The sequence below is a fragment of the Microbacterium sp. KKR3/1 genome, assembly GCF_021272365.1.
In the GTDB taxonomy this organism is placed as follows: Bacteria; Actinomycetota; Actinomycetes; order Actinomycetales; family Microbacteriaceae; genus Microbacterium; species Microbacterium aurugineum.
The window spans coordinates 450,541-470,083 of the sequence record NZ_JAJSDW010000002.1; the positions used below are offsets into that span (position 1 = coordinate 450,541).

General features: G+C 70.1%; 17 protein-coding genes. 7 read left to right on the forward strand and 10 right to left on the reverse strand.

Annotation, left to right across the window (positions count from 1 at the left end):
- Positions 1 to 4 precede the first annotated feature (4 nt).
- Together LVJ59_RS13825 and LVJ59_RS13830 are read left to right on the forward strand one after the other, a co-directional pair.
- Positions 5 to 1,258, forward strand: coding sequence for an ATP-binding protein (locus LVJ59_RS13825; RefSeq protein ID WP_232763494.1), 1,254 nt, complete (start codon positions 5 to 7; stop codon positions 1,256 to 1,258).
- Positions 1,251 to 1,907 carry a response regulator transcription factor gene (locus tag LVJ59_RS13830; protein WP_232763495.1) on the forward strand — a complete coding sequence of 219 codons (657 nt, stop codon included), beginning with the start codon at positions 1,251 to 1,253 and terminating at the stop codon, positions 1,905 to 1,907. The genes LVJ59_RS13825 and LVJ59_RS13830 overlap by 8 nt, the downstream gene beginning before the upstream one ends.
- Before the next feature lie 40 nt (positions 1,908 to 1,947).
- On the opposite strand, the gene LVJ59_RS13835 is transcribed toward LVJ59_RS13830, so the two are convergent.
- Both LVJ59_RS13835 and LVJ59_RS13840 read right to left on the reverse strand, forming a co-directional pair.
- On the reverse strand, positions 1,948 to 2,355 hold the full coding sequence (locus LVJ59_RS13835) for a DapH/DapD/GlmU-related protein (protein WP_047524579.1): 408 nt from the start codon (positions 2,353 to 2,355) through the stop codon (positions 1,948 to 1,950).
- A 98-nt stretch (positions 2,356 to 2,453) separates the two neighbouring features.
- Positions 2,454 to 3,194, reverse strand: a complete 741-nt coding sequence (locus LVJ59_RS13840; RefSeq protein ID WP_232763496.1) for an alpha/beta fold hydrolase — start codon at positions 3,192 to 3,194, stop codon at positions 2,454 to 2,456.
- 73 nt (positions 3,195 to 3,267) lie between these two features.
- On the opposite strand from LVJ59_RS13840, the gene LVJ59_RS13845 reads away from it, so the two are divergent.
- Positions 3,268 to 3,969 (forward strand): WYL domain-containing protein, encoded by a 702-nt coding sequence (locus LVJ59_RS13845; RefSeq protein ID WP_308191514.1) that lies wholly within the window; start codon positions 3,268 to 3,270, stop codon positions 3,967 to 3,969.
- On the opposite strand, the gene LVJ59_RS13850 is transcribed toward LVJ59_RS13845, so the two are convergent.
- The 4 genes from LVJ59_RS13850 to LVJ59_RS13865 are packed head-to-tail and all read right to left on the reverse strand — an operon-like array spanning position 3,970 to position 11,906.
- Complete coding sequence (locus LVJ59_RS13850; protein ID WP_232763497.1) at positions 3,970 to 4,743, reverse strand: DNA-formamidopyrimidine glycosylase family protein; 774 nt, start codon at positions 4,741 to 4,743, stop codon at positions 3,970 to 3,972.
- Entirely contained in the window at positions 4,743 to 5,537 is a 795-nt protein-coding gene (locus LVJ59_RS13855; RefSeq protein WP_232763498.1) for an EI24 domain-containing protein, read from the reverse strand. The genes LVJ59_RS13850 and LVJ59_RS13855 overlap by 1 nt, the downstream gene beginning before the upstream one ends.
- Before the next feature lie 23 nt (positions 5,538 to 5,560).
- Positions 5,561 to 10,165 carry an ATP-dependent helicase gene (locus LVJ59_RS13860; RefSeq protein ID WP_232763499.1) on the reverse strand — a complete coding sequence of 1,535 codons (4,605 nt, stop codon included), beginning with the start codon at positions 10,163 to 10,165 and terminating at the stop codon, positions 5,561 to 5,563.
- A 49-nt stretch (positions 10,166 to 10,214) separates the two neighbouring features.
- The gene (locus LVJ59_RS13865) at positions 10,215 to 11,906 is read right to left on the reverse strand and encodes an ABC-F family ATP-binding cassette domain-containing protein (protein ID WP_232763500.1); all 1,692 of its coding nucleotides are present in this window, start codon (positions 11,904 to 11,906) and stop codon (positions 10,215 to 10,217) included.
- Between the two features lie 283 nt (positions 11,907 to 12,189).
- Between LVJ59_RS13865 and LVJ59_RS13870 the strand changes: the two genes are divergently transcribed.
- On the forward strand, positions 12,190 to 12,480 hold the full coding sequence (locus LVJ59_RS13870; protein WP_232763501.1) for a hypothetical protein: 291 nt from the start codon (positions 12,190 to 12,192) through the stop codon (positions 12,478 to 12,480).
- On the opposite strand, the gene LVJ59_RS13875 is transcribed toward LVJ59_RS13870, so the two are convergent.
- The gene (locus LVJ59_RS13875; RefSeq protein WP_232763502.1) at positions 12,481 to 13,137 is read right to left on the reverse strand and encodes an alpha/beta hydrolase; all 657 of its coding nucleotides are present in this window, start codon (positions 13,135 to 13,137) and stop codon (positions 12,481 to 12,483) included.
- 218 nt (positions 13,138 to 13,355) lie between these two features.
- On the opposite strand from LVJ59_RS13875, the gene LVJ59_RS13880 reads away from it, so the two are divergent.
- Entirely contained in the window at positions 13,356 to 13,961 is a 606-nt protein-coding gene (locus LVJ59_RS13880) for an NUDIX hydrolase family protein (RefSeq protein WP_047524563.1), read from the forward strand.
- A 206-nt stretch (positions 13,962 to 14,167) separates the two neighbouring features.
- Here the strand turns inward: LVJ59_RS13880 and LVJ59_RS13885 are convergent, their stop codons facing one another.
- Positions 14,168 to 15,235, reverse strand: a complete 1,068-nt coding sequence (locus LVJ59_RS13885; RefSeq protein WP_134352125.1) for a low specificity L-threonine aldolase — start codon at positions 15,233 to 15,235, stop codon at positions 14,168 to 14,170.
- Positions 15,236 to 15,290: 55 nt separating this feature from the next.
- Between LVJ59_RS13885 and LVJ59_RS13890 the strand changes: the two genes are divergently transcribed.
- Complete coding sequence (locus LVJ59_RS13890) at positions 15,291 to 16,754, forward strand: MFS transporter (RefSeq protein WP_232763503.1); 1,464 nt, start codon at positions 15,291 to 15,293, stop codon at positions 16,752 to 16,754.
- A 24-nt stretch (positions 16,755 to 16,778) separates the two neighbouring features.
- Here the strand turns inward: LVJ59_RS13890 and LVJ59_RS13895 are convergent, their stop codons facing one another.
- Both LVJ59_RS13895 and LVJ59_RS13900 read right to left on the reverse strand, forming a co-directional pair.
- Entirely contained in the window at positions 16,779 to 17,438 is a 660-nt protein-coding gene (locus LVJ59_RS13895; RefSeq protein ID WP_232763504.1) for an SDR family oxidoreductase, read from the reverse strand.
- A gap of 131 nt (positions 17,439 to 17,569) precedes the next feature.
- Positions 17,570 to 19,009: a DUF6421 family protein gene (locus LVJ59_RS13900; protein WP_232763505.1), complete on the reverse strand. Its 1,440-nt coding sequence runs from the start codon at positions 19,007 to 19,009 to the stop codon at positions 17,570 to 17,572.
- A 72-nt stretch (positions 19,010 to 19,081) separates the two neighbouring features.
- Between LVJ59_RS13900 and LVJ59_RS13905 the strand changes: the two genes are divergently transcribed.
- A complete protein-coding gene (locus LVJ59_RS13905) occupies positions 19,082 to 19,540 on the forward strand; it encodes an Lrp/AsnC family transcriptional regulator (RefSeq protein ID WP_047520924.1) in 459 nt (152 codons plus the stop codon).
- The last annotated feature ends 3 nt before the right edge of the window (positions 19,541 to 19,543 follow it).

The window sequence follows — 19,543 nt, forward strand, 5'->3', positions numbered from 1 at the left end:
TTGGATGGGCGACATGTCCTCTTCGGCGCACGCTCCCGTGCGATCAGCGTCCATCGCTGCGCCGCGCCCGCCGCTGACCCGTGATCGCGACTGCCTGGTGGCCGGGGTGAGTGCGGGCCTCGCGCGACACCTGGGCGTGCGGGTGGGGCTGGTGCGAGCGCTGTTCCTCGCGCTCACGCTGTGCGGCGGCGCCGGGATTCTCCTCTACGCCTGGTGCTGGGCCTTCACGCCGTGGAGCGAGGGGGAGGAGGCCCCGACCAGACGCGTACCGGTCGCCTGGCTGCTGCTCGCTCCCGCCGGTGTCGGGATCCTCATCGTGCTGGCCTGGCGCGGCGGCAGCGACTGGTTGAGTGGATCCATCCCGCCCGATCTCGCCGCGGTCGTCGTCGGCGGCACCGTGGGCTTCGCGACGGGCGCCGGGCTCTGGGCGACCCTGATCGATCGCACCGACACCGCGCGCGGACCGCGACACACGATGACCGTCCGGATCCTGGCTCTCGTGCTGCTCGCCCTGCTGTTCACCGTGCTGCTCTCCTGGCCCGTCGCGCGCTCGGGGGTGGCACTCGTGCTCCTCCCTCTCGCCGGGCTCGCTGCGGTGATCTCCTCGGCCCTCATCCCGCGATGGCGCGAACTGTCCGGCGAACGGGTGCGCCGCATCCGCGAGGAGCAGCGCAGCCAGATGGCCGCGCACCTGCACGATTCCGTGCTGCAGACGCTGGCGCTGATCCAGAACAGGGCAGGAGCCTCCAGCGAGGCGGCCCGCCTCGCCCGGGCACAGGAGCGCGAGCTGCGCGCATGGTTGTACGACGGCGACGCACCGGCCGACAGCGACCTCCCGACAGATCTGCGTGACTACGCAGGAGCCCTCGAGCTCGATTATCCGGTGCGCATCGACGTCGTGTCGGCGGGCCTCTCCACCGAGCGCGCCAGCGGGGAACTCGCGGCGGCGGCCCGAGAGGCGATCCTGAACGCCGCGCGGCATGCCGGCGGGGACATCTCGGTGTACATCGAAGGGAGCACCGCGGGCGTCGACGTCTTCATCCGGGACCGCGGCGAGGGCTTCGACCTCGACGATGTGCCGAGCGATCGCCTCGGGGTACGGGAGTCGATCATCGGCCGGATGCGTCGTGCCGGTGGTACCGGAGCGGTCCGCAGTGACGCGAACGGGACCGAAGTGCATCTGAGCATTCTGGCGGCCCCGCCGTACGACCGGGCGGCGGGGCGACCGATCCCCACCCGGGAGGACGACCATGCCTGAGAGCATCCGCGTCGTGATCGTCGACGACCACTCGATCTTCCGCTCCGGCCTGCGTGCCGACCTCGATGCGAGTGTCGACGTGGTCGGCGAGGCGGCGGACGTGCCGACCGCGATCGCCGTGATCGCTGAGACACAGCCGGACGTCGTCCTGCTCGACGTGCATCTGCCGGGTGGGAGCGGCGACGATGCCGCGGGCGGAGAAGCGGTGATCCGCGGGTCGGCCACGGCGGCGCGGTTCCTCGCGCTCAGCGTCTCGGATGCTGCCGCCGACGTCGTGCGCGTGATCCGGGCGGGTGCCCGCGGCTACATCACCAAAGGGTCATCGGGCATCGAGGTCAGCAGCGCCGTGCATGCGGTGGCGGACGGGGATGCGGTCTTCTCACCACGGCTCGCCGGGTTCGTGCTCGACGCGTTCGGGGCGGTGGCCGGTGAGACCGCCACGGCCACCGACGAACTGGATCGCCTCTCCGCGCGCGAGCAGGAGGTCATGCGTCTGATCGCCCGTGGCTACGCCTACAAGGAGGTCGCTTCGGAACTCTTCATCTCGATCAAGACGGTCGAGACACACGTGTCATCCGTGCTGCGCAAGTTGCAGCTCTCCTCCCGCCACGAGCTCACCGCGTGGGCGTCGGAGCGCCGCCTGCTGTAGTCGTACGCAGGCCCGATGAGCCGGCCGGGCCTTCACGCGGTCAGGCCGCGAGCCACAGCCCCTTCTGATCCGTCGCGATGGTGAGTCCGGCCGCGACGGTCTCGTCGTCGCCGATCCTGGCACCTCGGATGATGCGCGCTCCGGCGCCGACATCGGTGCGGACACCCACGTAGGCGTGGTCGCCGATCGCGGCCCCCTGGCCGATGTGCGCGTGTGCGTCCACGAACGCGCCCTCTCCGACCACGGCGTCTTCGTCGATCCAGGCGCCGCGGGCGATGGTCGCCCCGGCGCCGACGCGCGCGCCCGGTTCGATGTAGGCACCCGCCTCGATATGCGCCTTCGGATGCACCTTCGCGCCATGCGCGACGAGACCCCGACCGTTCGCGTGCTTGCGGTACCGCAGCGTCGCTCCCTGGTCGTTCTCGATGTCGACGTAGTTCTTACCCACGATTCCTCCCGTGCTCCGGAGTCTCTTCCGGATATACCAACAACCACGGCAGGGGTGGATTCATTCCCTCGGATGGATGTCCTCGGTGTCCGCGGTGCTCAGCCCACGCGCGAGGCCGCGTCGCGGATCGCCATTGCGAGATCCGCGGGACGGCTCCACATGGGCCAGTGGCCGGTGGTCAGGTCCACGAGCTCCAGATTCTCGAGTGCGTCGACCTCGGCGAACATGGGGTGTCCGGCGCGGGCGAGTTCCTGCAGCTGCGCGCTCGGGATCGAGCAGCAGACGATGGTGGTGGGGATCCGGCGGCGCGCATCGTCGGAGAGGGGCACCGGAGCTCGGAGCACGGGTCCCGGCTCGGGGACCGCGCGTTCGCGGAAGCGGTCGAGCATCGCGGTGCTCAGGCCCTCGATGCTGGCCTGCTGTCCGAGAACGTCGAACGGTGGCAGGGGCAGCGCCTCCACCGTCTCCGGGAGGTCCGGTGCGAACACGCTTCCCGGCGCGACCGGGCCGGAATCGACCCACACCACACGGCGGACGAGCGCGGGGTGTCGATCGAGGACGATGCTGACCGGGGCATTGGCTCCGCTGTGCCCGACGAGCACGACCGGCTGCTCCGCCGTGGCTCCGGAGCGCAGGACGGCCGCTTCGATCGCCGCCGCCTGCTCGTCGAGGGTCCGTGAGGAACGGTCGGGGTCGTCCGGGTCCAGGCCGGGGAGCGTGAGCGCGATGGCGTCCGATCCGTCCGCCGCCAGGTGTGTGCGCACCTCGTCCCAGGCCCATGCGCCGAGCCAGTGGCCCGCGATCAGGAGGATGGTCGGAGTGCTCGATGCTGTCGTCATGACCCGATGCTCGCACTGTGTGCGGACAGCTGTATGGCACTATTTCTGTCATGAATTCATCGGAGTGTGCAGAGTGAGGCGGAGCGAACGACTTCATGCGCTGTCCGAGATGCTGCGTCGCGGCGGAACCAGGGGTTACCCGGCCGAGCGGCTGGCGGCGGAGTTCGAGGTGTCCGTCAGAACCGTCAAGCGAGACCTCGCCGCCTTGGCGAGCAGTGGTGCGCCCGTCTGGTCGAGACCCGGACCCGGAGGAGGGTACGGATTGGCCGCGAGCGCGAATCTGCCGCCGATCACCCTCTCGCCGGCCCAGGCGGTGGCGCTCTTGGCTGCTGTCTCCGCGGCGTCCGACGCGCCCTACGCCGACCTGGCCTCGGCCGGGGTCCGGAAGATCCTGGACGTCCTCGATCCCGCCACGCGCGGCCGCGCGGCCGACCTCGCGCGTCGGGTCTGGGTGGAGGGTTCGCCCTCGCCGTCCCGCGCCGTCCGATCGGTCCTGGAGGAGGCGATGTCCGCGCAGCGCACGGTCCGCATCCGCTATACGTCGCGCGTCGGGGCCACGACCACGAGAGAAGTGGAGCCCGTGATGTTCGCCTCCACGAACGGACAGTGGTACCTCGTCGGGTGGTGCCTGCTGCGTGACGCGATGCGCTGGTTCGTCGTGTCGAACATCGAGAAGGCGACCCTGACGAGCACGGCCTGCAGCGGTCACACCGTTGCGGAGGTCGGAACCCCTCCGCCGAACGCCAGGCCCGTGCTCGTCAGCGACGGCGAGTGACTAGCGCTGACACGACGGGCACCAGAAGGTCACGCGTTCGCGTGTCGGATCCGCGCCCTGTTCGCCGCGTCGGATGAGGGTGCCGCAGCGTCGGCAGGGGCGTCCGGCGCGGCCGTAGACCCAGGTGCCCTGACCCGGTCGATCGATGCCCGTGAAGGTCCTGCTGCGGCGGTCGCGGTTGGCGCGGATGGTGCGCACGCCGAGGTCGAGAAGCGCGGAGACATCGACCTCCCGTGTCGGCGTCGTCGGCAGGATCCCCCGGAGGAACAGGAGTTCTGCAGCGTACTCGTTGCCGAATCCCGCGACGTTGCGCTGGTCGAGGAGGGCGACGTGGATACTGCGGGCGTCGGCACCGAGCCGCCGGTTCGCCTCGTCTGCATCCCAGTCGTCGGCGAGCGGGTCCGGGCCGAGATAGCCCACCAGCTGTTCCTCGTCGCGGGTCGGGACGACTTCGATCTCTGCGAGATCGACACCGACGGCCTCACAGTCGGCCGTGCCGATGATCGCGCGGACCTTGAAGGCCGGATGCCGCCACTTCTCGCCGTGGCGGTAGACGAACCACGCCCCGTCCATGCGCAGATGGGAATGCAGGGTGCTGTCGCCGATGCGCGCGAGCAGGTGCTTGCCCCGGGGTATCACCGCGTGCACCCGCTGACCGGTCAGATCCAGGGTGGCGAAGCGGGGGACACGAAGGTCGAACCGGGTCACCTCGGACCCGGCCAGAGCCTCGTCGAGGCGTCGCGCCGTGCGGAAGACCGTGTCACCCTCGGGCATCAGGGAGCCTCGGACGGCGCGGGTGGAGGCGGGAGCAGCGGGGGGTGAGGGGAGGCCGTGACGGCGGCACGAGCGAGCATGTCGCGCGCCAGCACGGTGCTGCCGGCGACCGCAGCCGGCATGACCGCGACGGCACCACCGGGAATCAGGAAACAGAGCTGGGTGGCGACGCCGAAACCGAGCACCCGCGCCCGGCTGCCCGAGAACAGGGCGGCACGGTCGGCCGGACTGAGGTCACGAGCGTCGAAGGCACGCCCGGTGAGTTCGCGCGCCAGCAGTCGGCCGGTCAGCACCACACCCGCGATCGCGCCGAGGAATCCCCCCACGGCAGGGAGGAAGCCGATCAGGAGGACCAGGATCGCGATCAGGATGCCGAGCACCACGAGACGCAGCCCCTCGCCGATCGTGGTCCAGAAGCTGCCGCCGTCGGCAGGGGGAGCATCACCGAGATCGACCTCGACGGCGTGCCAGATGCGCTGGTAGAACGGGTCGCCGATGGTCAGCGTCAGTGCGCTGAAGACCACGCTGGCGAGGGCGAGGGCGGCTGCGACGACCACGAAGCCCACGGCCGCGCGCAACAGGCCCTTCCACGGCTCGATCCATCCCTCCGCGAACGGCGTGAGCCACGCGGATACCGAAGGCATGGCGATCACGAGCGGGATCAGCGCTGCGGCGAGGATCAGGACTGCGATGATCGCAGGGATCAGACCGAGCATCATGAGCCCGGGGCGCGTGCGCCACAATCCGAACCCGTGCAACAGCGTGCGGACGCCGGTGGCGAACTCTCGGATCATGGCTTCCAGCGTAGGTGCATCGTTCAGGTGGCCTTGCGGAGGGTGTAGCCGCGGGGCGTCGCCACGAAGCCCGCCTCCTGCAGGGCGAGGGCGAGCTCGGTGCCGTAGACGCCCTCGCCGTTGATCTTCTCGACCGTGAGGGTGTCGAGCCGGCGTGCGCGTGCGGTCGCCGCGAGATCGGTGGCCGCGGCCCGCAGCACGTCGCCGTCTTCGCTGAAGGCCAGCACCGTGCGTCCGCCGCGCTCGAGGGAGAGGACGAGTGTTCCGTCGACGAGGACCACGAGCCCGCCGGCCTTGCGCCCCGGGCGGTGCGAGACCCCGTCGAGCTTGGGCCAGCCGAGAGCGGCACCGTAGGGGTTGGCGGGGTCGGTGGCGGCGAGGGTCACGGCACCGCGTGGGGGCGGATCGGCGAGTCCCGCATAGGTGCGCAGACGATCGACCGTTCCGGACGCGGCGAACTGGGCGGCCCCGAGCTTCTCGATCACGTAGCCGCGACGACAGTGCCCGGCCTCTTCGAAGCCGGCCAGCACGCGGTACGCCTGGGCGAAGCCGCCGGGGAGGCCCTCCGCCTGGACCGCACCGCGGGTGACGACACCGTAGCGATCGAGGAGGAGGCCCGCGGTCACGGTGGCCCGGCGGGAGGCATCCTTCTCGACGGGAGGCAGCAATGACCATCGGCCTCCGATCGACGGCGGCCTCGGCGCGGCGGAACCGGTGAAGGACACACCGCGGTAGGTGCGGGCGCGCGGGGCGCGGCGCTTCACCTTGTGCGCCTGCGAGCCGCCGGCGAGCAGCGAGCGGATCGGCGCGAAAGTGTCGTTGGTCACGTAGCCCGACCAGGTCAGCGACCACAGCGCTTCGAGGACGGACTGCTCGTTCTCGGCGGCTGCCATGTCTTTCAGCTGCCCTGCGAAGTACGCGCCACCGACGTCGAGGGCGATGAGGATCCGCGACTCCAAGGAATCGGAGGCGATCTCGGCATCGGGCTCCGGCAGCGTGAACGGCGCGAGATCGGCGGGGTGCATCGACACCCAGCCGTCGCGTCCCGGGAGCGTGCCGTGGCCAGACCAGATCACCTCGCCGGCTGCGGTGAGCTCGTCCAGAAGGGCGGGCGTGTAGTCGCGCACGCGAGAGGGCAGCACCAACGATTCCCACGCGCTCGCAGGGATCGGCACACCCGCGAACTGCTCGATCACGGTGAGCACGCCGTCGACGCCTTCGAGAGGGCGACCGATGTGCTGCCAGTCGGGGAGGAAACGGGCGTAGGCCTCGGGGGAGACCGGTTCGACGGATCCGCGGATCGCGGCGAGCGAGCGCATGCGGAGTCGGCGGAGCACCTCGGCGTCGCACCACTCGATCGCGTCGCCGCTCCCGGCGGCCTCGGGGAGGAAATACCCGCTGGTGAGGCGCCCCGCGGTCTCCAGGCGCTGAAGCGTATGACGGGCGACCGCGGCGCCGAGTCCGAACCGGGTGGCGACGGCGTCCGTCGTGAACGGGCCGTGCGTGCGGGCATACCGGGCGATGAGATCGCCCAGCGGATCGGCGACGGGTTCGAGGAACGCGACCGGGATCCCCGTCGGGAGCGCGGCGCCCAGCGCATCGCGCACTCGTCCGGCATCCTCGATGGCGGCGACACGGCTCATCCCGCCGACCGTCACGGGGATCGCGCGCCGGGCCGCGACCAGGTCGCCCAGCAGTGCGGCGGCGGCATCCGCCCCGACGGTGTCTCCCGCTGCGCCGGGCACGCTCTCCGGGTCGAGGCGCAGGGCCACTTCCTCCGCATCGAGTGGCCCGAGCATACGCAGCAGATCGGCCACGCCCTCGATGCCACGCGCGCGACGGTCGGGGTCGAGCCGCTGGGCCTCGCGCTCGAACTGGGCGAGCACTTCGGGATCGAGGAGTTCACGCAGTTCCACCGTGCCCAGTAGCTCGCCGAGGAGCGCAGGGTCGACCGACAGCGCGGCTGCCCGGCGTTCGGCGAGGGGCGAGTCGCCCTCGTACATGAACGCGCCCACATAGCCGAACAGCAGATCGCGGGCATAGGGCGACGGCTGGCCGGGCTCGGTCTCCACCAGGCGAATCCGGCGGTCGGCGATCGACGTCGCGAGGGCGCGCAGGGAGGGGAGGTCGTAGACGTCTTGCAGCACCTCGCGCAGTGTCTCGAGGATCACGGGGAACGTGGGGTGGCGCCTGGCCACTTCGAGCAGCTGCGCCGACCGCTGCCGCTGCTGCCACAGCGGGGTGCGCTTGTTCGGGTTCATGCGGGGCATGAGCAGCGCGCGTGCCGCGCACTCGCGGAAGCGGGAGGCGAACAGGGCCGAGCCGCCCACCTCCTCCGTCACGATGTGCTCCAGCTCTTCGGGCTCGAACACGAACAGTTCGGCGCCCGGCGGCTCCGCCTCCGCGTCGGGGATCCGCACGATGATGCCGTCGTCACTCGCGACCGCCGATCCCTCGACGCCCAGGCGTTCGCGCACGCGGGCGTTGATCGCCAGAGCCCAGGGCGCGTGCACCTTCATGCCGTACGGGGAATGCAGGATGATCCGCCAGTCGCCGACCTCGTCGCGACCCCGCTCCACCGTGAGCGTGCGGTCGGTCGGAAGCGTGCCCGTCGCCTCGCGCTGCTCCGTGAGGTGCGCCAGGAGGTTCGCTCGAGCCTGCTCGTCGAGGCCCGCATCGATCAGTCGCTGTGCCGCCTTCTCGGGAGGTGCCGTCGACACCTCGCGCGCGAAGGCGCCGAGCGCCTCGCCGAGCTCGAACGGCCGGCCGATGCCGTCGCCGTGCCAGAACGGCACCTTGCCGGGCTGTCCGTAGGCGGGGATCACGTTGACACGGTCGTGGGTGATCTCGGCGATCCGCCAACTGGTCGTGCCGAGCGTGAACACGTCGCCGACCCGCGATTCGTAGACCATCTCCTCATCGAGCTCGCCCACGCGGGCACCGGTGGTCTCGCCGGCCACAAAGACCCCGAACAGTCCGCGGTCGGGGATCGTCCCGCCGCTGGTCACCGCGATGCGTTGCGCGCCGGGCCTCCCGGTCAGCGTCCCCGCGTCGCGGTCCCAGACGAGTCGCGGACGCAGCTCGGCGAACTCATCGGACGGGAAGCGTCCGGCCAGCAGGTCGAGCGTGGCCTCGTACGCAGAACGCGGGAGGGACTGGAACGGTGCCGAACGACGGACGGTCTCGAACCATTCCTCCACGCTGATCGCACCGAGGGCGCTCGCCGCGACGGTTTGCTGGGCGAGGATGTCGAGCGGATTGCGCGGCACCTGGATCGCCTCGATCTTCCCCGCCAGCATCCGCTCGGTGACGATCGCGGTGTGCAGCACATCGCCGCGGTGCTTGGGAAAGAGCGCGGCACGGCTGATCTCGCCCACCTGGTGTCCTGCGCGTCCGACGCGTTGCAGGCCGGAAGCCGCCGACGGCGGGGCCTCGACCTGGATCACGAGGTCGACCGCACCCATGTCGATGCCGAGTTCGAGGCTGCTCGTCGCGACGACGCAGCGCAGGACGCCCGACTTGAGCTCTTCCTCGACCTGGGCGCGCTGCTCCTTCGACACCGATCCGTGGTGTGCCTTGGCGAGCACGGGGTCGGCGCCGGCCGTGGCTCCGGCCTGCGCCATCATGGCCGCAGGGACCGTCGCCGCGGGCAGCTCGACGCCGATCCGCTCGGAGTGGATCTCGTTGAGACGACCTGTGAGCCGCTCGGCCAGGCGCCGCGAGTTGGCGAACACGATCGTCGAGTTGTTCTGCAGGATGCGGTCGACGATCGCCTCCTCCACATGCGGCCAGACCGAGCCGGTGACTTCGGTGTACTCCGCATCCACGGTCTCGCCCGCGACACCGGGCGGGGGCGGCGGATTGGTCATGTCGTCCATCGGTACGACGACCCCGAGTTCGAAGGTCTTGGACGCCGGCGGTGCCACGATCTCGACCGGAGCCGACCCGCCGAGGAACCGCGCGACCTCGTCGATCGGACGAACGGTGGCCGAGAGCCCGATCCGTTGCGCCGGCGTCTCGGTCCCGTTCGCGTGGCGCAGCGCGTCGAGGCGTTCGAGGCTCACGGCCAGGTGCGCGCCGCGCTTGGTGGCGGCGACGGCGTGCACTTCGTCGATGATCACGGTGTGGACGCCCCGCAGCGTCTCGCCCGCGCGGCTCGTCAGCATGAGGTACAGCGACTCGGGGGTGGTGATCAGGATGTCGGGCGGATCCGACACCAGCTTGCGGCGGTCGCTCGACGTGGTGTCGCCCGAACGCACTCCCACCGTGACCGCGGGCGCGGGCACGCCGAGGCGGCGCGCGGACTGGCCGATGCCGATCAGCGGGGAGCGCAGATTGCGTTCGACGTCGACGCCCAGTGCCTTCAAGGGGGAGATGTAGAGGATGCGGGTTCGAGGCTCGCCCTTCGCCGGGAGCGCGGCCTCTGACGTGCGTTCTCGGAAGACGCTGTCGATCGACCACAGGAACGCCGACAGCGTCTTTCCCGAGCCCGTGGGCGCCACGACCAGAGCGTGCTTTCCGGCGGAGATCGCCTCCCACGCACCCGCCTGGGCCGGGGTGGGCGCGGGGAACGCACCCCGGAACCAGTCCTGTGTGGCCGGGGTGAAGCGGTCGAGCACATCGCTCATGTCTCCATCTTCGTCGAGGCCGGGGACATCCGGGCCGTCCTCCCGCGCGTCAGGGCTCCAGCGGGACCTCCCGCAGCGCGCCGTCCCCGTCGATCTCGAGGGTGAGGTCGAGGTCGAGCCGCCGCAGGAACGCGTCGTCATGACTCACCACGAGCACCGCACCACGGTAGGCGCGGAGGGCTTCGACCAGCTGGTCGACCGTGTCGAGGTCGAGGTTGTTCGTCGGCTCGTCCAGCACCACGAGGTGGGGCGCCGGGTCGGCGAGCAGCAGCGTCGCCAGTGCGACACGGAAGCGCTCGCCGCCGGACAGCGCCGACACCGGGCGGTCCGCGGTGGCCCCTCGGATGAGGAACCGGGCGAGGCGGTTGCGCAGTTCCTTCTCCGGTACGTGCGGCGCCGCGGCGGCGATGTTCTCGAACACCGAGTGCTCCTCGTCGAGACCGTCGACCCGCTGCGGCAGGTAGCCGATCAGGTCGGTGTGGGCCTCGGCATGCAGGCTCGGGCGTTCAGAACTCCTCAGATCCTCGGCCGATGCGGTGGAAGCGCCCGTTTCCGGGGCAGGGGCGGCGGTTTCTGAGGAGTTGTGAACCCCGCCGGCCACCAACCGCTCCAGCAGGGTCGTCTTCCCGGCACCGTTGCGCCCGATCAACGCCACCCGCTCGGGGCCCTGGATCACCCAGGCCCGCTCGTGATGGCCGATCGTCGCGATCCGGCGGCTGCGCGACATCCCGGGGTCGGGCAACTCGATCTTCATCGACGCCTCGGAGCGCACGCGTCTCCCGGCGTCGTCGAGCACCGACCGTGCGGCATCCTCTTTCGCCCCGACCTCGGTGCGGAGCCTGCCGGCCGACACCTCGGCAGCCATCTTGCGGCCGTGGGCGATGATCTTCGGGACCCGCTTCTCGATCTCGGCCTTCTTCGCCGTGCGTGCGCGGTGGGCGAGCTTCACCTCGGCCTCGATCCGCTGGCGCTTCTCCTTGCGGAACGCCTGGGCGGCGGTGACCTCGGCCTGTTTCGCCGCATCCTGCTCGGCATCAAGCCAGGCGCGCCACTGCGAGTACGGTCCGCCGAACACACTGAGCGTCTGGGCGTACAGCTCCGCGGTGTCGTCCATCAACTCGAGCAGGGACAGGTCGTGGCTGACGACGATGAGCGTGCCCTTCCAGGCGCGCACCATCGTGCCGAGCTTCGCCCTGGCGTCACGGTCGAGGTTGTTGGTCGGCTCGTCGAGCAGCGTGACCGGCGCGCGGCGCAGGCGGATGCCGGCGATCGCGACCAGGACCGCTTCGCCGCCGGACAGCTCGCCGACGCTGCGATCGAGGAAATCCGGCGCGAGGCCGGCTTCCGCCAACGAGGCCTCGGCGCGCGCCTCGATGTCCCAGTCGTCGCCGACGGCATCGAAGTGCGCGGGATCGATGTCGCCCGCGCTGATCGCCCGGACGGCGTCGAGCGCCGCGGAGACGCCGAGAAGCTCCGCGACCCGACGGTCGACATCGAGCGTCAGCTGTTGCGGGAGATACGCGACATCGCCGGACGCCGTGACGATGCCCGAGGTGGGGTCGAGCTCGCCGGCGATCAGCCGCAGCAGTGTGGACTTGCCGGCGCCGTTGCGACCGACCAGGCCCGTGCGACAAGAACCGAAGCTGCCGGAGACGTCGTCGAGCGCGATCGTGCCGTCCGGCCAGGCGAAGGCGAGCCGGTCGAGGGTGACCGACGCGTGAAGGGAAGTGGGTGTTGACATGGGTGTCTCCTGTCGAGTGCGAGGGTGCACTGACACCGAGCACCGGCCGGACGTGTGAAGTCACAGGTCGCGGAGGAGCGGGTCTGCCGTGGAGTCGGCGATCGTCGGGTCAGCGCGCGGGAAGAGAGGCGCGGAGGCGACGGATCAGATCAAAGGACTTCCAGACACGGCGGACAGGACTCCCCGACGATACCCGGGCGTGTCGGTGCCGCGCAACCCGGGCGTGTCGCGCATCCGTCGCGCGGGGGATGCCGTCGTGCGCAGGGATGCGTAGCGTGGAGGCATGGCAGATCGAGGTCCGAGTCCCCAGGAGTCCCGTTCGCGGATGGGGCTGGGCGTCGGCCTCGCACTCGGAATGGCGATCGGCGTGTCCCTCGGCTCCGCGCTGCAGAACTGGGCGCTCGGCATCGGGATCGGGATGGCGATCGGCATCGCGCTCTCGGTCGCCATCACGTCCGGCGGCACGTCACGCCGCCCTGCCGAGGGTGAGGCCGAGGACGAGGAATCCGAGGACGGGGAAGGGGGCTCTCCCACGGGCGAGCCTGATGCCGACGGGGATCGGCCCCCGCGCTGATCAGGGTGACGGGATCCGGTCGAGCCACTTCGCCAGGAACCGATGCACGTCGACCAGCTCCTCTTCGGAGATGCTGTGGGTCAGACCCGTGTACACCCGTCCGGAAAGCTCGGAGTGCGCGGGGAGCCACTGTGCCGTGTGGTCGATCAGTGCGGTCGGGATGACGTCGTCGTTCGTGCCGCGGCCCCAGAACACGGAGGGGCGCAGTTCGGTCAGCGCCTCGTCGTTCGGCAGCTCGCCCGGTGCGGCGTATCCGCTCAGCGCCACCACGGCGTCGATGCGCTCGGGCGCGAGTCGCAGCGCTTGCAGCGCCACCGCGGCGCCCTGCGAGAAGCCCAGCAGAGCGACCGATGGGGCATCTCCGACGGCCGTGGCGAGCCACTGCAGGAAGGCCTCCCCGGCAGCGGTCACGGCCTCGGGGGCGCGCCCTTCGAGTCCCTCGATCGGGTACCACGAGCGGCCCGGCATCGGCCACGGAGGGGTGAGGGGTGCAGCGACGGAAGCCACGGCGATGCCCTCCGGCAGATAAGGGGTGAGCCCGAAGAGGTCGTGCTCGTCCGCCCCGTAGCCGTGCAGAAGGACCAGCAGCGGCATCCGTCCGCGGTCGAGGGACGACCATCGGGTCGCGGTGTCGTCGATCGTCGGGTTCTCGCTCACACCGTCATCCTGCCAGCAGCCGCCGACACACGATCCCCGCCGACACGCCAGATGTGGGACCGAGGAGTGGGCAACGTCCGACATCTGGCGTGTCGGCCGGCGAAACGGTGCACGTCGGGCCGCACGCACGGAGTAAGCGCACGGGGGAGCGCACGCGGGAAGCGTGCGGTGGAGAGGGGCCGGTGTCGGTCCGAGGAGGCGGCTGGTAGAAAGGACACATGGCGGTCCGTACACCTGATCCCGACCCGGAGCCCGAAGACGAAGGTCTCGGCGCTTTCCGAGACGCGAACCCGCCGGCTCCGGATGCGAACCCCGGCTGGCTGAGCGAGTTCGAGCTGGAGGAGGCGCGGCGGCGACTGCCGATGCTCTACGTCGAGGCGATCCCCGTGCGCACCGACGGCTCCGGCCAGGTAACCGAGATCGGCATCCTGCTGCGGTCCACCCCGATGGGGGAGATGACGCGCACGATCGTTTCCGGACGTGTGCGCTTCGGGGAGACGATCCGCGAGGCGCTCTTCCGACACGTGGAGAACGACCTGGGCCCGATGGCCTTCCCGCTGCTCCCGCCGCAGCCGCTGCCGTTCACGGTGGCCGAGTACTTCCCGATCCCCGGCGTCAGCGCCTTCCACGACGATCGGCAGCACGCCGTTTCGCTGGCCTTCGTCGTGCCCGTCACTGGAACGTGCGAGCCGCGCCAGGATGCGCTCGAGGTCACCTGGTTCTCGCCGGAGGCCGCGGGATCCGACGCGGTCGCGGCCGAGATGGAGAACGGTCGAGGCACGCTGATCCGTCAGGCTCTCGCGAGCCTGGGTCTTCTGCGCTAGCACTCGCGCCCGGCACCCCCGCGCCGAGACCCCGCCTGCGCGCCGAGACCCCGCCTGCGCGCCGAGACCCCGCCTGCGCGCCGAGACCCCGCCTGCGCGCCGAGACCCCGCCCTGTCCGCGTCAGTAGCAGGGGGTTTCGGCGCGCAACGGGGGTCTGGGGCGTACCTGCGGCTCCGAGCCCTGCACCGCGCCGAGGTCGCCCGGGTCAGCGCCGGGTGAGGCGGGAGAGCTCGGCGACGAACGCGTCGACGTCGGCCTCCTCGGTGTCGAAGCCGCACATCCAGCGGACTTCCTTGCGGGCGGCATCCCAGTCGTAGAAACGGAACGAGTCGCGGAGCTGGTCGGCGACGCCGTCGGGCAGCGTCGCGAAGACGCCGTTCGACTGGGTCGGCTGCGTGAAGCCGACGCCGTGGATGGATCCTTCGGCGATGCCGGCCTCGATCTCGGAGCGCAGACGGGCCGCCATGGCGTTGGCGTGCTGGGCGTTGCGCAGCCAGAGGTCGCCTTCGAGCAGCGCGATCAGCTGGGCCGAGACGAAGCGCATCTTCGACGACAGCTGCATGTTGAACTTGCGCGAGAATCTGAGGCCTTCGGCGGCGTCGGGGTTCAGCACCACGATCGCCTCGCCGAGCATCGCACCGTTCTTGGTGCCGCCGAACGTGAGCACGTCGACGCCGACGTCCCGGGTGAAGGCGCGCAGGGGCAGGTCGAGGGCGGCGGCGGCGTTGGAGATGCGGGCGCCGTCGAGGTGCAGCTTCATGCCGCGCTCGTGCACGTGATCGGCGATCGTGCGGATCTCTTCTGCGGTGTACAGGGTGCCCAGCTCGGTGCTCTGCGTGATCGAGACCACCAGAGGCTGCGCCCGGTGCTCGTCGCCCCAGCCCCAGGCCTCGCGGTCGATCAGCTCGGTGGTGAGCTTGCCGTCGTCGGTGGGAACCGTCAACAGCTTGAAGCCGCCGATCTTCTCCGGGGCGGCAGCCTCGTCGACGTTGATGTGCGCAGTCGACGCCGCGATCACGGCACCCCAGCGCGGGAGCATGGACTGCAGGCCGGTCACGTTCGCACCCGTGCCGTTGAACACGGGGAACGCCTCCACGCCGTCGCCGAAGTGCGCCTGGAAGACCTCCTGCAGGCGGGCGGTGTACGCATCCTCGCCGTAGGCGCTCTGGTGACCGCCGTTCGCCGCGGCGATCGCCGCGAGGACGTCGGGGTGGATGCCGGAGTAGTTGTCACTGGCGAAGCCGCGGATCGCGGGATCATGCTGGATGCTCACCGCTCAAGCCTAATCGCCCTACCGAATGTCCCCGCCCCGCCCTACCCTCTAACCCATGGAGCGCACCGCAGCCAAGAGGGCTTTCGGCAACGTCCTCGTCAACACGCTCATTGCGAACGTGACGACGAGCTTCCTCTGGTTCGCGCTCACGTTCTGGGTCTACATCGAGACGCAGTCCGTGCTGGCCACGGGCATCATCGGCGGTGCGTACATGCTCTTCATCGCGTTCTTCGCGATGGCGTTCGGCACCATCGTCGACCGCAACCGCAAACACACGGTCATGGTCATCTCGAGCGTCATCTCGGCGGCCGCCTTCCTGGTCGCCGGCGCTCTGTATCTCTGGCAGCCCGAAGCAGCGCTCCTCGATCTGGGCGGCCCGTGGTTCTGGCTGTTCTCTGGCGTGATCCTGTTCGGCGGAGTGATCGAGCAGCTGCGCAACATCGCCCTCTCGACCACCGTCACCCTGCTCATCCCTGAAGACCGCCGCGCGAACGCCAACGGCCTCGTGGGAACCGTGCAGGGCATCGCCTTCCTGGTCACCAGCGTGTTCTCGGGGCTCTCGATCGGGTTCCTCGGCATGGGCTGGACCCTCGCGATCGCGATCGCTGCGATGGCGCTCACCTTCGCGCACCTGCTTTTCATCCGCATCCCCGAGGGGACGCCGAAGCCCGACCCCGAGGCGTCGAGCGCACTCGACTTCCGCGGCAGTGTGAAGGCGATCCGCCTCGCCCCCGGGCTGTTCGCGCTCATCATCTTCTCCACGTTCAACAACCTCATCGGCGGCGTCTACATGGCGCTGATGGATCCGTACGGGCTGACCCTGTTCGACGCGCAGACCTGGGGCTTCGCCTTGGCGTTCGCGTCGACCGGCTTCTTGATCGGTGGTGCGCTCGTGGCGAAGTTCGGCCTCGGCCCCAAGCCGATGCGCACGATGCTGCTCGTGGTCATCGCGATGGGACTGCTGGGCTCGGTGTTCATGCTGCGCGAGTGGTGGCCGCTGTACGTGGTCGGTATGTGGGTGTACATGGCACTGGTGCCGCCGGTCGAGGCCGCGGAGCAGACCGTGATCCAGAAGGTCGTCCCGTTCGAGCGACAGGGGCGGGTGTTCGGGGTCGCGGCGGCGATGGAAGCGGCGGCGGCGCCGATCACCGCGTTCCTGATCGCCCCGATCGCGGAGTTCCTGATCATCCCGTACATGAACACCGCCGGGGGGCAGCAGCAGTGGGGCTGGCTCCTCGGAGAGGGCGAGGCCCGGGGCATCGCCCTCATCTGCCTCTTCGCGGGGCTGGTCATGGTGGTGGCCGCGACGCTCGCCTTCTTCACCCGCTCGTACCGCAAGCTCACCGAGCTCTATGCGCAGGCGCCGGAGCAGGACATCCCGACGCCCGAGGGAGACGCCCAGGGGTCGGCGCCGCACACCCCGGACGCGAGCGGGGGAGAAGAGCCGGAAGAGCACGCCGAGGTCCGGCACGTGGAGGCTCCGCCCGTCGTGCCGGGCATACCGCCGGAACCCCGCTGAGCGCGGCGGGGATCCCGTCCGGACTCACTCCAGGTCGAACACCCGGTCGTTGAGGTCGGTGGCGTCCGCGTCCCACAGGGAAAGGATCCGGGTCGCGAGAGCCTCGGGGTCGAGCGCCTTGGCACGGAACACGACGGAGGCGGTCCGCAACGGTTCGCCGGCTTCCCGCGCGGCCTTCGCGTACCCCTGAGCAACCGCCCGCGCCCAGGCCTCACTGGCGGCCTTGACGGAGGCGTAGTTCGCTCCGCCGGCGAGGGGTCGTGCGACGGCGGTCGACGACACGATCGCGAATCGTCCGGCCTCGGAGGCGCGCAGCGCGGCATCGAAGGCCCGGCTCGTGGCGCGCACGGATTCGAGGGCGGGCAGCAATGCGGCGAAGTCCTCGTCCGACTGCCCGGCGAGGCCGCCGCCGCCGCGCCAGCCGCCCACCAGCGGGATCACCGCGTCGACGGCGCCCGACCGGGAGGCGAGTGCGGCCATCTCTGCGAGGGAGGTCGCATCGGCGACCACGACCTCGGCGCCGACATCGGCGAGCTCCTGCAGTCTGTCGGCGGAGCGACCGGTGGCGATGACGTGCGCACCGGCTCCGTGCAGGGCACGCGCGACCGCGAGACCCGCAGTGCTGGTCGCTCCCGCCAGCACGACCCTGCGGCCGGAGAGTCTCGAATCCGTCTGTTCAGCCATGTCTTCCACTCTTCCGCGTCGGAGGGGCTTCTGCGGCCGGAACCCGCGGAAGAATTCGCAGAACAGGTTCCGGCCGCAGCGCGGTGCGCCCCAGCGTCACACTCGGAACGCGCGCGGTGCGCGCGTGGTCATCAGTCGTCCGTGCCGCGGATGCCGACGGTCGATTCGATGACCGGCTTCATCTTCTTGTGGAGGGTCTCGAAGAACATCGACAGCGGGAACTCGTCGTCCATCACCGCGTCCGTGTAGCCCTTCGGTGCGCCGGCGAGGATCTCGTCCGACAGACCGCGCGCCCACTGCGAGGCAGGGTGCGGGGTCAGCGTGCCGCGGACGAGCTCGTATGCGGCGAGCCAGTGTGCGACCTTCGGGCGGTCGATCGAGTGCCAGTACAGGTCGTCGATCGCATCTCCCAGAGCGACCACGGCATCGGGCACGTTGTCCCAGTCGAACGCGAGGGCGGTGTCGGTCCAGTGCAGCACACCGCGCTGGTGCAGCCAGGCGAACAGCAGCTGGCCGCCAACGGCATCGTAGTTGCGGGTGCGGGTGCCCGTGATGGCGAACCGGAAGATGCGGTCAAAGATCACCGCGTACTGCACGAGGTGCGCGTAGTCGTGCATCTCCTGCTCGGTCTCGGTGAGTTCCTCGCCGGCGGCGATGCGGGCTGCGAGCGCGCGCTCGATCTTCACGGACTCGCGGAACGCCGTCATGTCGCAGCGCATCTCCTCCAGCGAGTAGAGGAAGAACGGCATCCGCTGCTTGATCATGAACGGGTCGAACGGCAGGTCCCCGCGCATGTGCGTGCGGTCGTGGATGATGTCCCACATGACGAAGGTCTTCTCCGCCACCTGCTGGTCGTCGAGCATCGCGGCCGCGCGCTCCGGTAGCTCGAGGTTGGTGATCTCGGCCGCGGCACGGGTGACGCGACGGTAGCGGGCCGCCTCACGGTCCTGGAAGATCGCGCCCCACGTGAAGGTCGGGATCTCGCGCATCGCGACTGTCTCGGGGAACAGCACGGCCGAGTTCGTGTCGTAGCCGGGCGTGAAATCGACCAGACGCAGCGAGACGAACAGCTTGTTGCCGTAGTCGCCGGCCTCGAGAGCAGCGATGAACTCAGGCCAGATGGTCTCGACGATCAAAGCCTCGACCAGGCGATCGCTCGAGCCGTTCTGGGTGTACATCGGGAACACGACGAGGTGGCGGATGCCGTCGACTCGGTGCTGCTGCGGCTGGAAGGCCACGAGCGAGTCGAGGAAGTCCGGCACGCCGAAGTCCTCCGATGCCCACCGGTCGAAGTCGACCACCGATGCGGCGAGGTACTCGGCGTCATGCGGGAAGGCGGGGGCGAGTGCGCGGATCGCGCCGGTGATCGCACCGACGAGCTCGCGGGCTGCGGCGTGGTGCGCGGCGTCGGGGATCGAGCCGTCCTTGATCTGCATCTCGCGGATCGCGATCGCGGCGTCCTTGAGCTGCGCCCAGGCGGCGGACTGCTCGGCGATCGCTGCGTCCTCGACGACCTCGGGTTCGCCGACGATGGCCTGAACAGCGGAACTGTTGGCGGAAAGAAGGGACATCGGGACCTCCGATCAGGGATTTGGACGGAAAGATTCCTGCATAATCGGAATCCTGACGATAATCTTACAGCTATGGATGATTCTGTCGACCGCGCGATCCTGACCGCGATCTCCCGTGACGGGCGTGCCACGCTCTCCCAGCTGTCGGATGCAGTCGGCCTCTCGGTCTCGGCGGTGCAGTCCCGCCTGCGCAGGTTGGAGACGCGCGGCGTGATCTCCGGATATCGGGCGATCCTCGACCCCGAGCAGGTGGGCACGCCGCTCTCCGCCTTCATCGAGATCACGCCGCTCGATCCGGCTCAGCCCGACAACGCGCCCGAGATGCTCGAGCACCTCGGCGCGATCGAGGCCTGCCACTCCATCGCCGGCGATGCGAGCTACATGCTGTTCGTCCGCGTCCCGACTCCGCGGGCGCTCGAGGAACTCGTGCGGGACGTGCGCCTCGCGGCGAACGTCAGCACGCGCACCACCGTGGTGCTGCAGACCTACTACGAGCACCGGCCGATCATCCCGGTGGGCTCGACCGAGTAGCCG

Excerpts from the sequence above, each read along its gene's own strand:
- LVJ59_RS13880 (WP_047524563.1), top strand. The coding sequence starts at position 13,356 with ATGGCGGTCCGTACACCTGATCCCGACCCGGAGCCCGAAGACGAAGGT.
- LVJ59_RS13895 (WP_232763504.1), bottom strand. The coding sequence starts at position 17,438 with ATGGCTGAACAGACGGATTCGAGACTCTCCGGCCGCAGGGTCGTGCTG.
- LVJ59_RS13890 (WP_232763503.1), top strand. The coding sequence starts at position 15,291 with ATGGAGCGCACCGCAGCCAAGAGGGCTTTCGGCAACGTCCTCGTCAAC.
- LVJ59_RS13855 (WP_232763498.1), bottom strand. The coding sequence starts at position 5,537 with ATGATCCGAGAGTTCGCCACCGGCGTCCGCACGCTGTTGCACGGGTTC.
- LVJ59_RS13865 (WP_232763500.1), bottom strand. The coding sequence starts at position 11,906 with ATGTCAACACCCACTTCCCTTCACGCGTCGGTCACCCTCGACCGGCTC.
- LVJ59_RS13840 (WP_232763496.1), bottom strand. The coding sequence starts at position 3,194 with ATGACGACAGCATCGAGCACTCCGACCATCCTCCTGATCGCGGGCCAC.
- LVJ59_RS13830 (WP_232763495.1), top strand. The coding sequence starts at position 1,251 with ATGCCTGAGAGCATCCGCGTCGTGATCGTCGACGACCACTCGATCTTC.
- LVJ59_RS13860 (WP_232763499.1), bottom strand. The coding sequence starts at position 10,165 with ATGAGCGATGTGCTCGACCGCTTCACCCCGGCCACACAGGACTGGTTC.
- LVJ59_RS13850 (WP_232763497.1), bottom strand. The coding sequence starts at position 4,743 with ATGCCCGAGGGTGACACGGTCTTCCGCACGGCGCGACGCCTCGACGAG.
- LVJ59_RS13905 (WP_047520924.1), top strand. The coding sequence starts at position 19,082 with ATGGATGATTCTGTCGACCGCGCGATCCTGACCGCGATCTCCCGTGAC.
- LVJ59_RS13825 (WP_232763494.1), top strand. The coding sequence starts at position 5 with ATGGGCGACATGTCCTCTTCGGCGCACGCTCCCGTGCGATCAGCGTCC.
- LVJ59_RS13870 (WP_232763501.1), top strand. The coding sequence starts at position 12,190 with ATGGCAGATCGAGGTCCGAGTCCCCAGGAGTCCCGTTCGCGGATGGGG.
- LVJ59_RS13900 (WP_232763505.1), bottom strand. The coding sequence starts at position 19,009 with ATGTCCCTTCTTTCCGCCAACAGTTCCGCTGTTCAGGCCATCGTCGGC.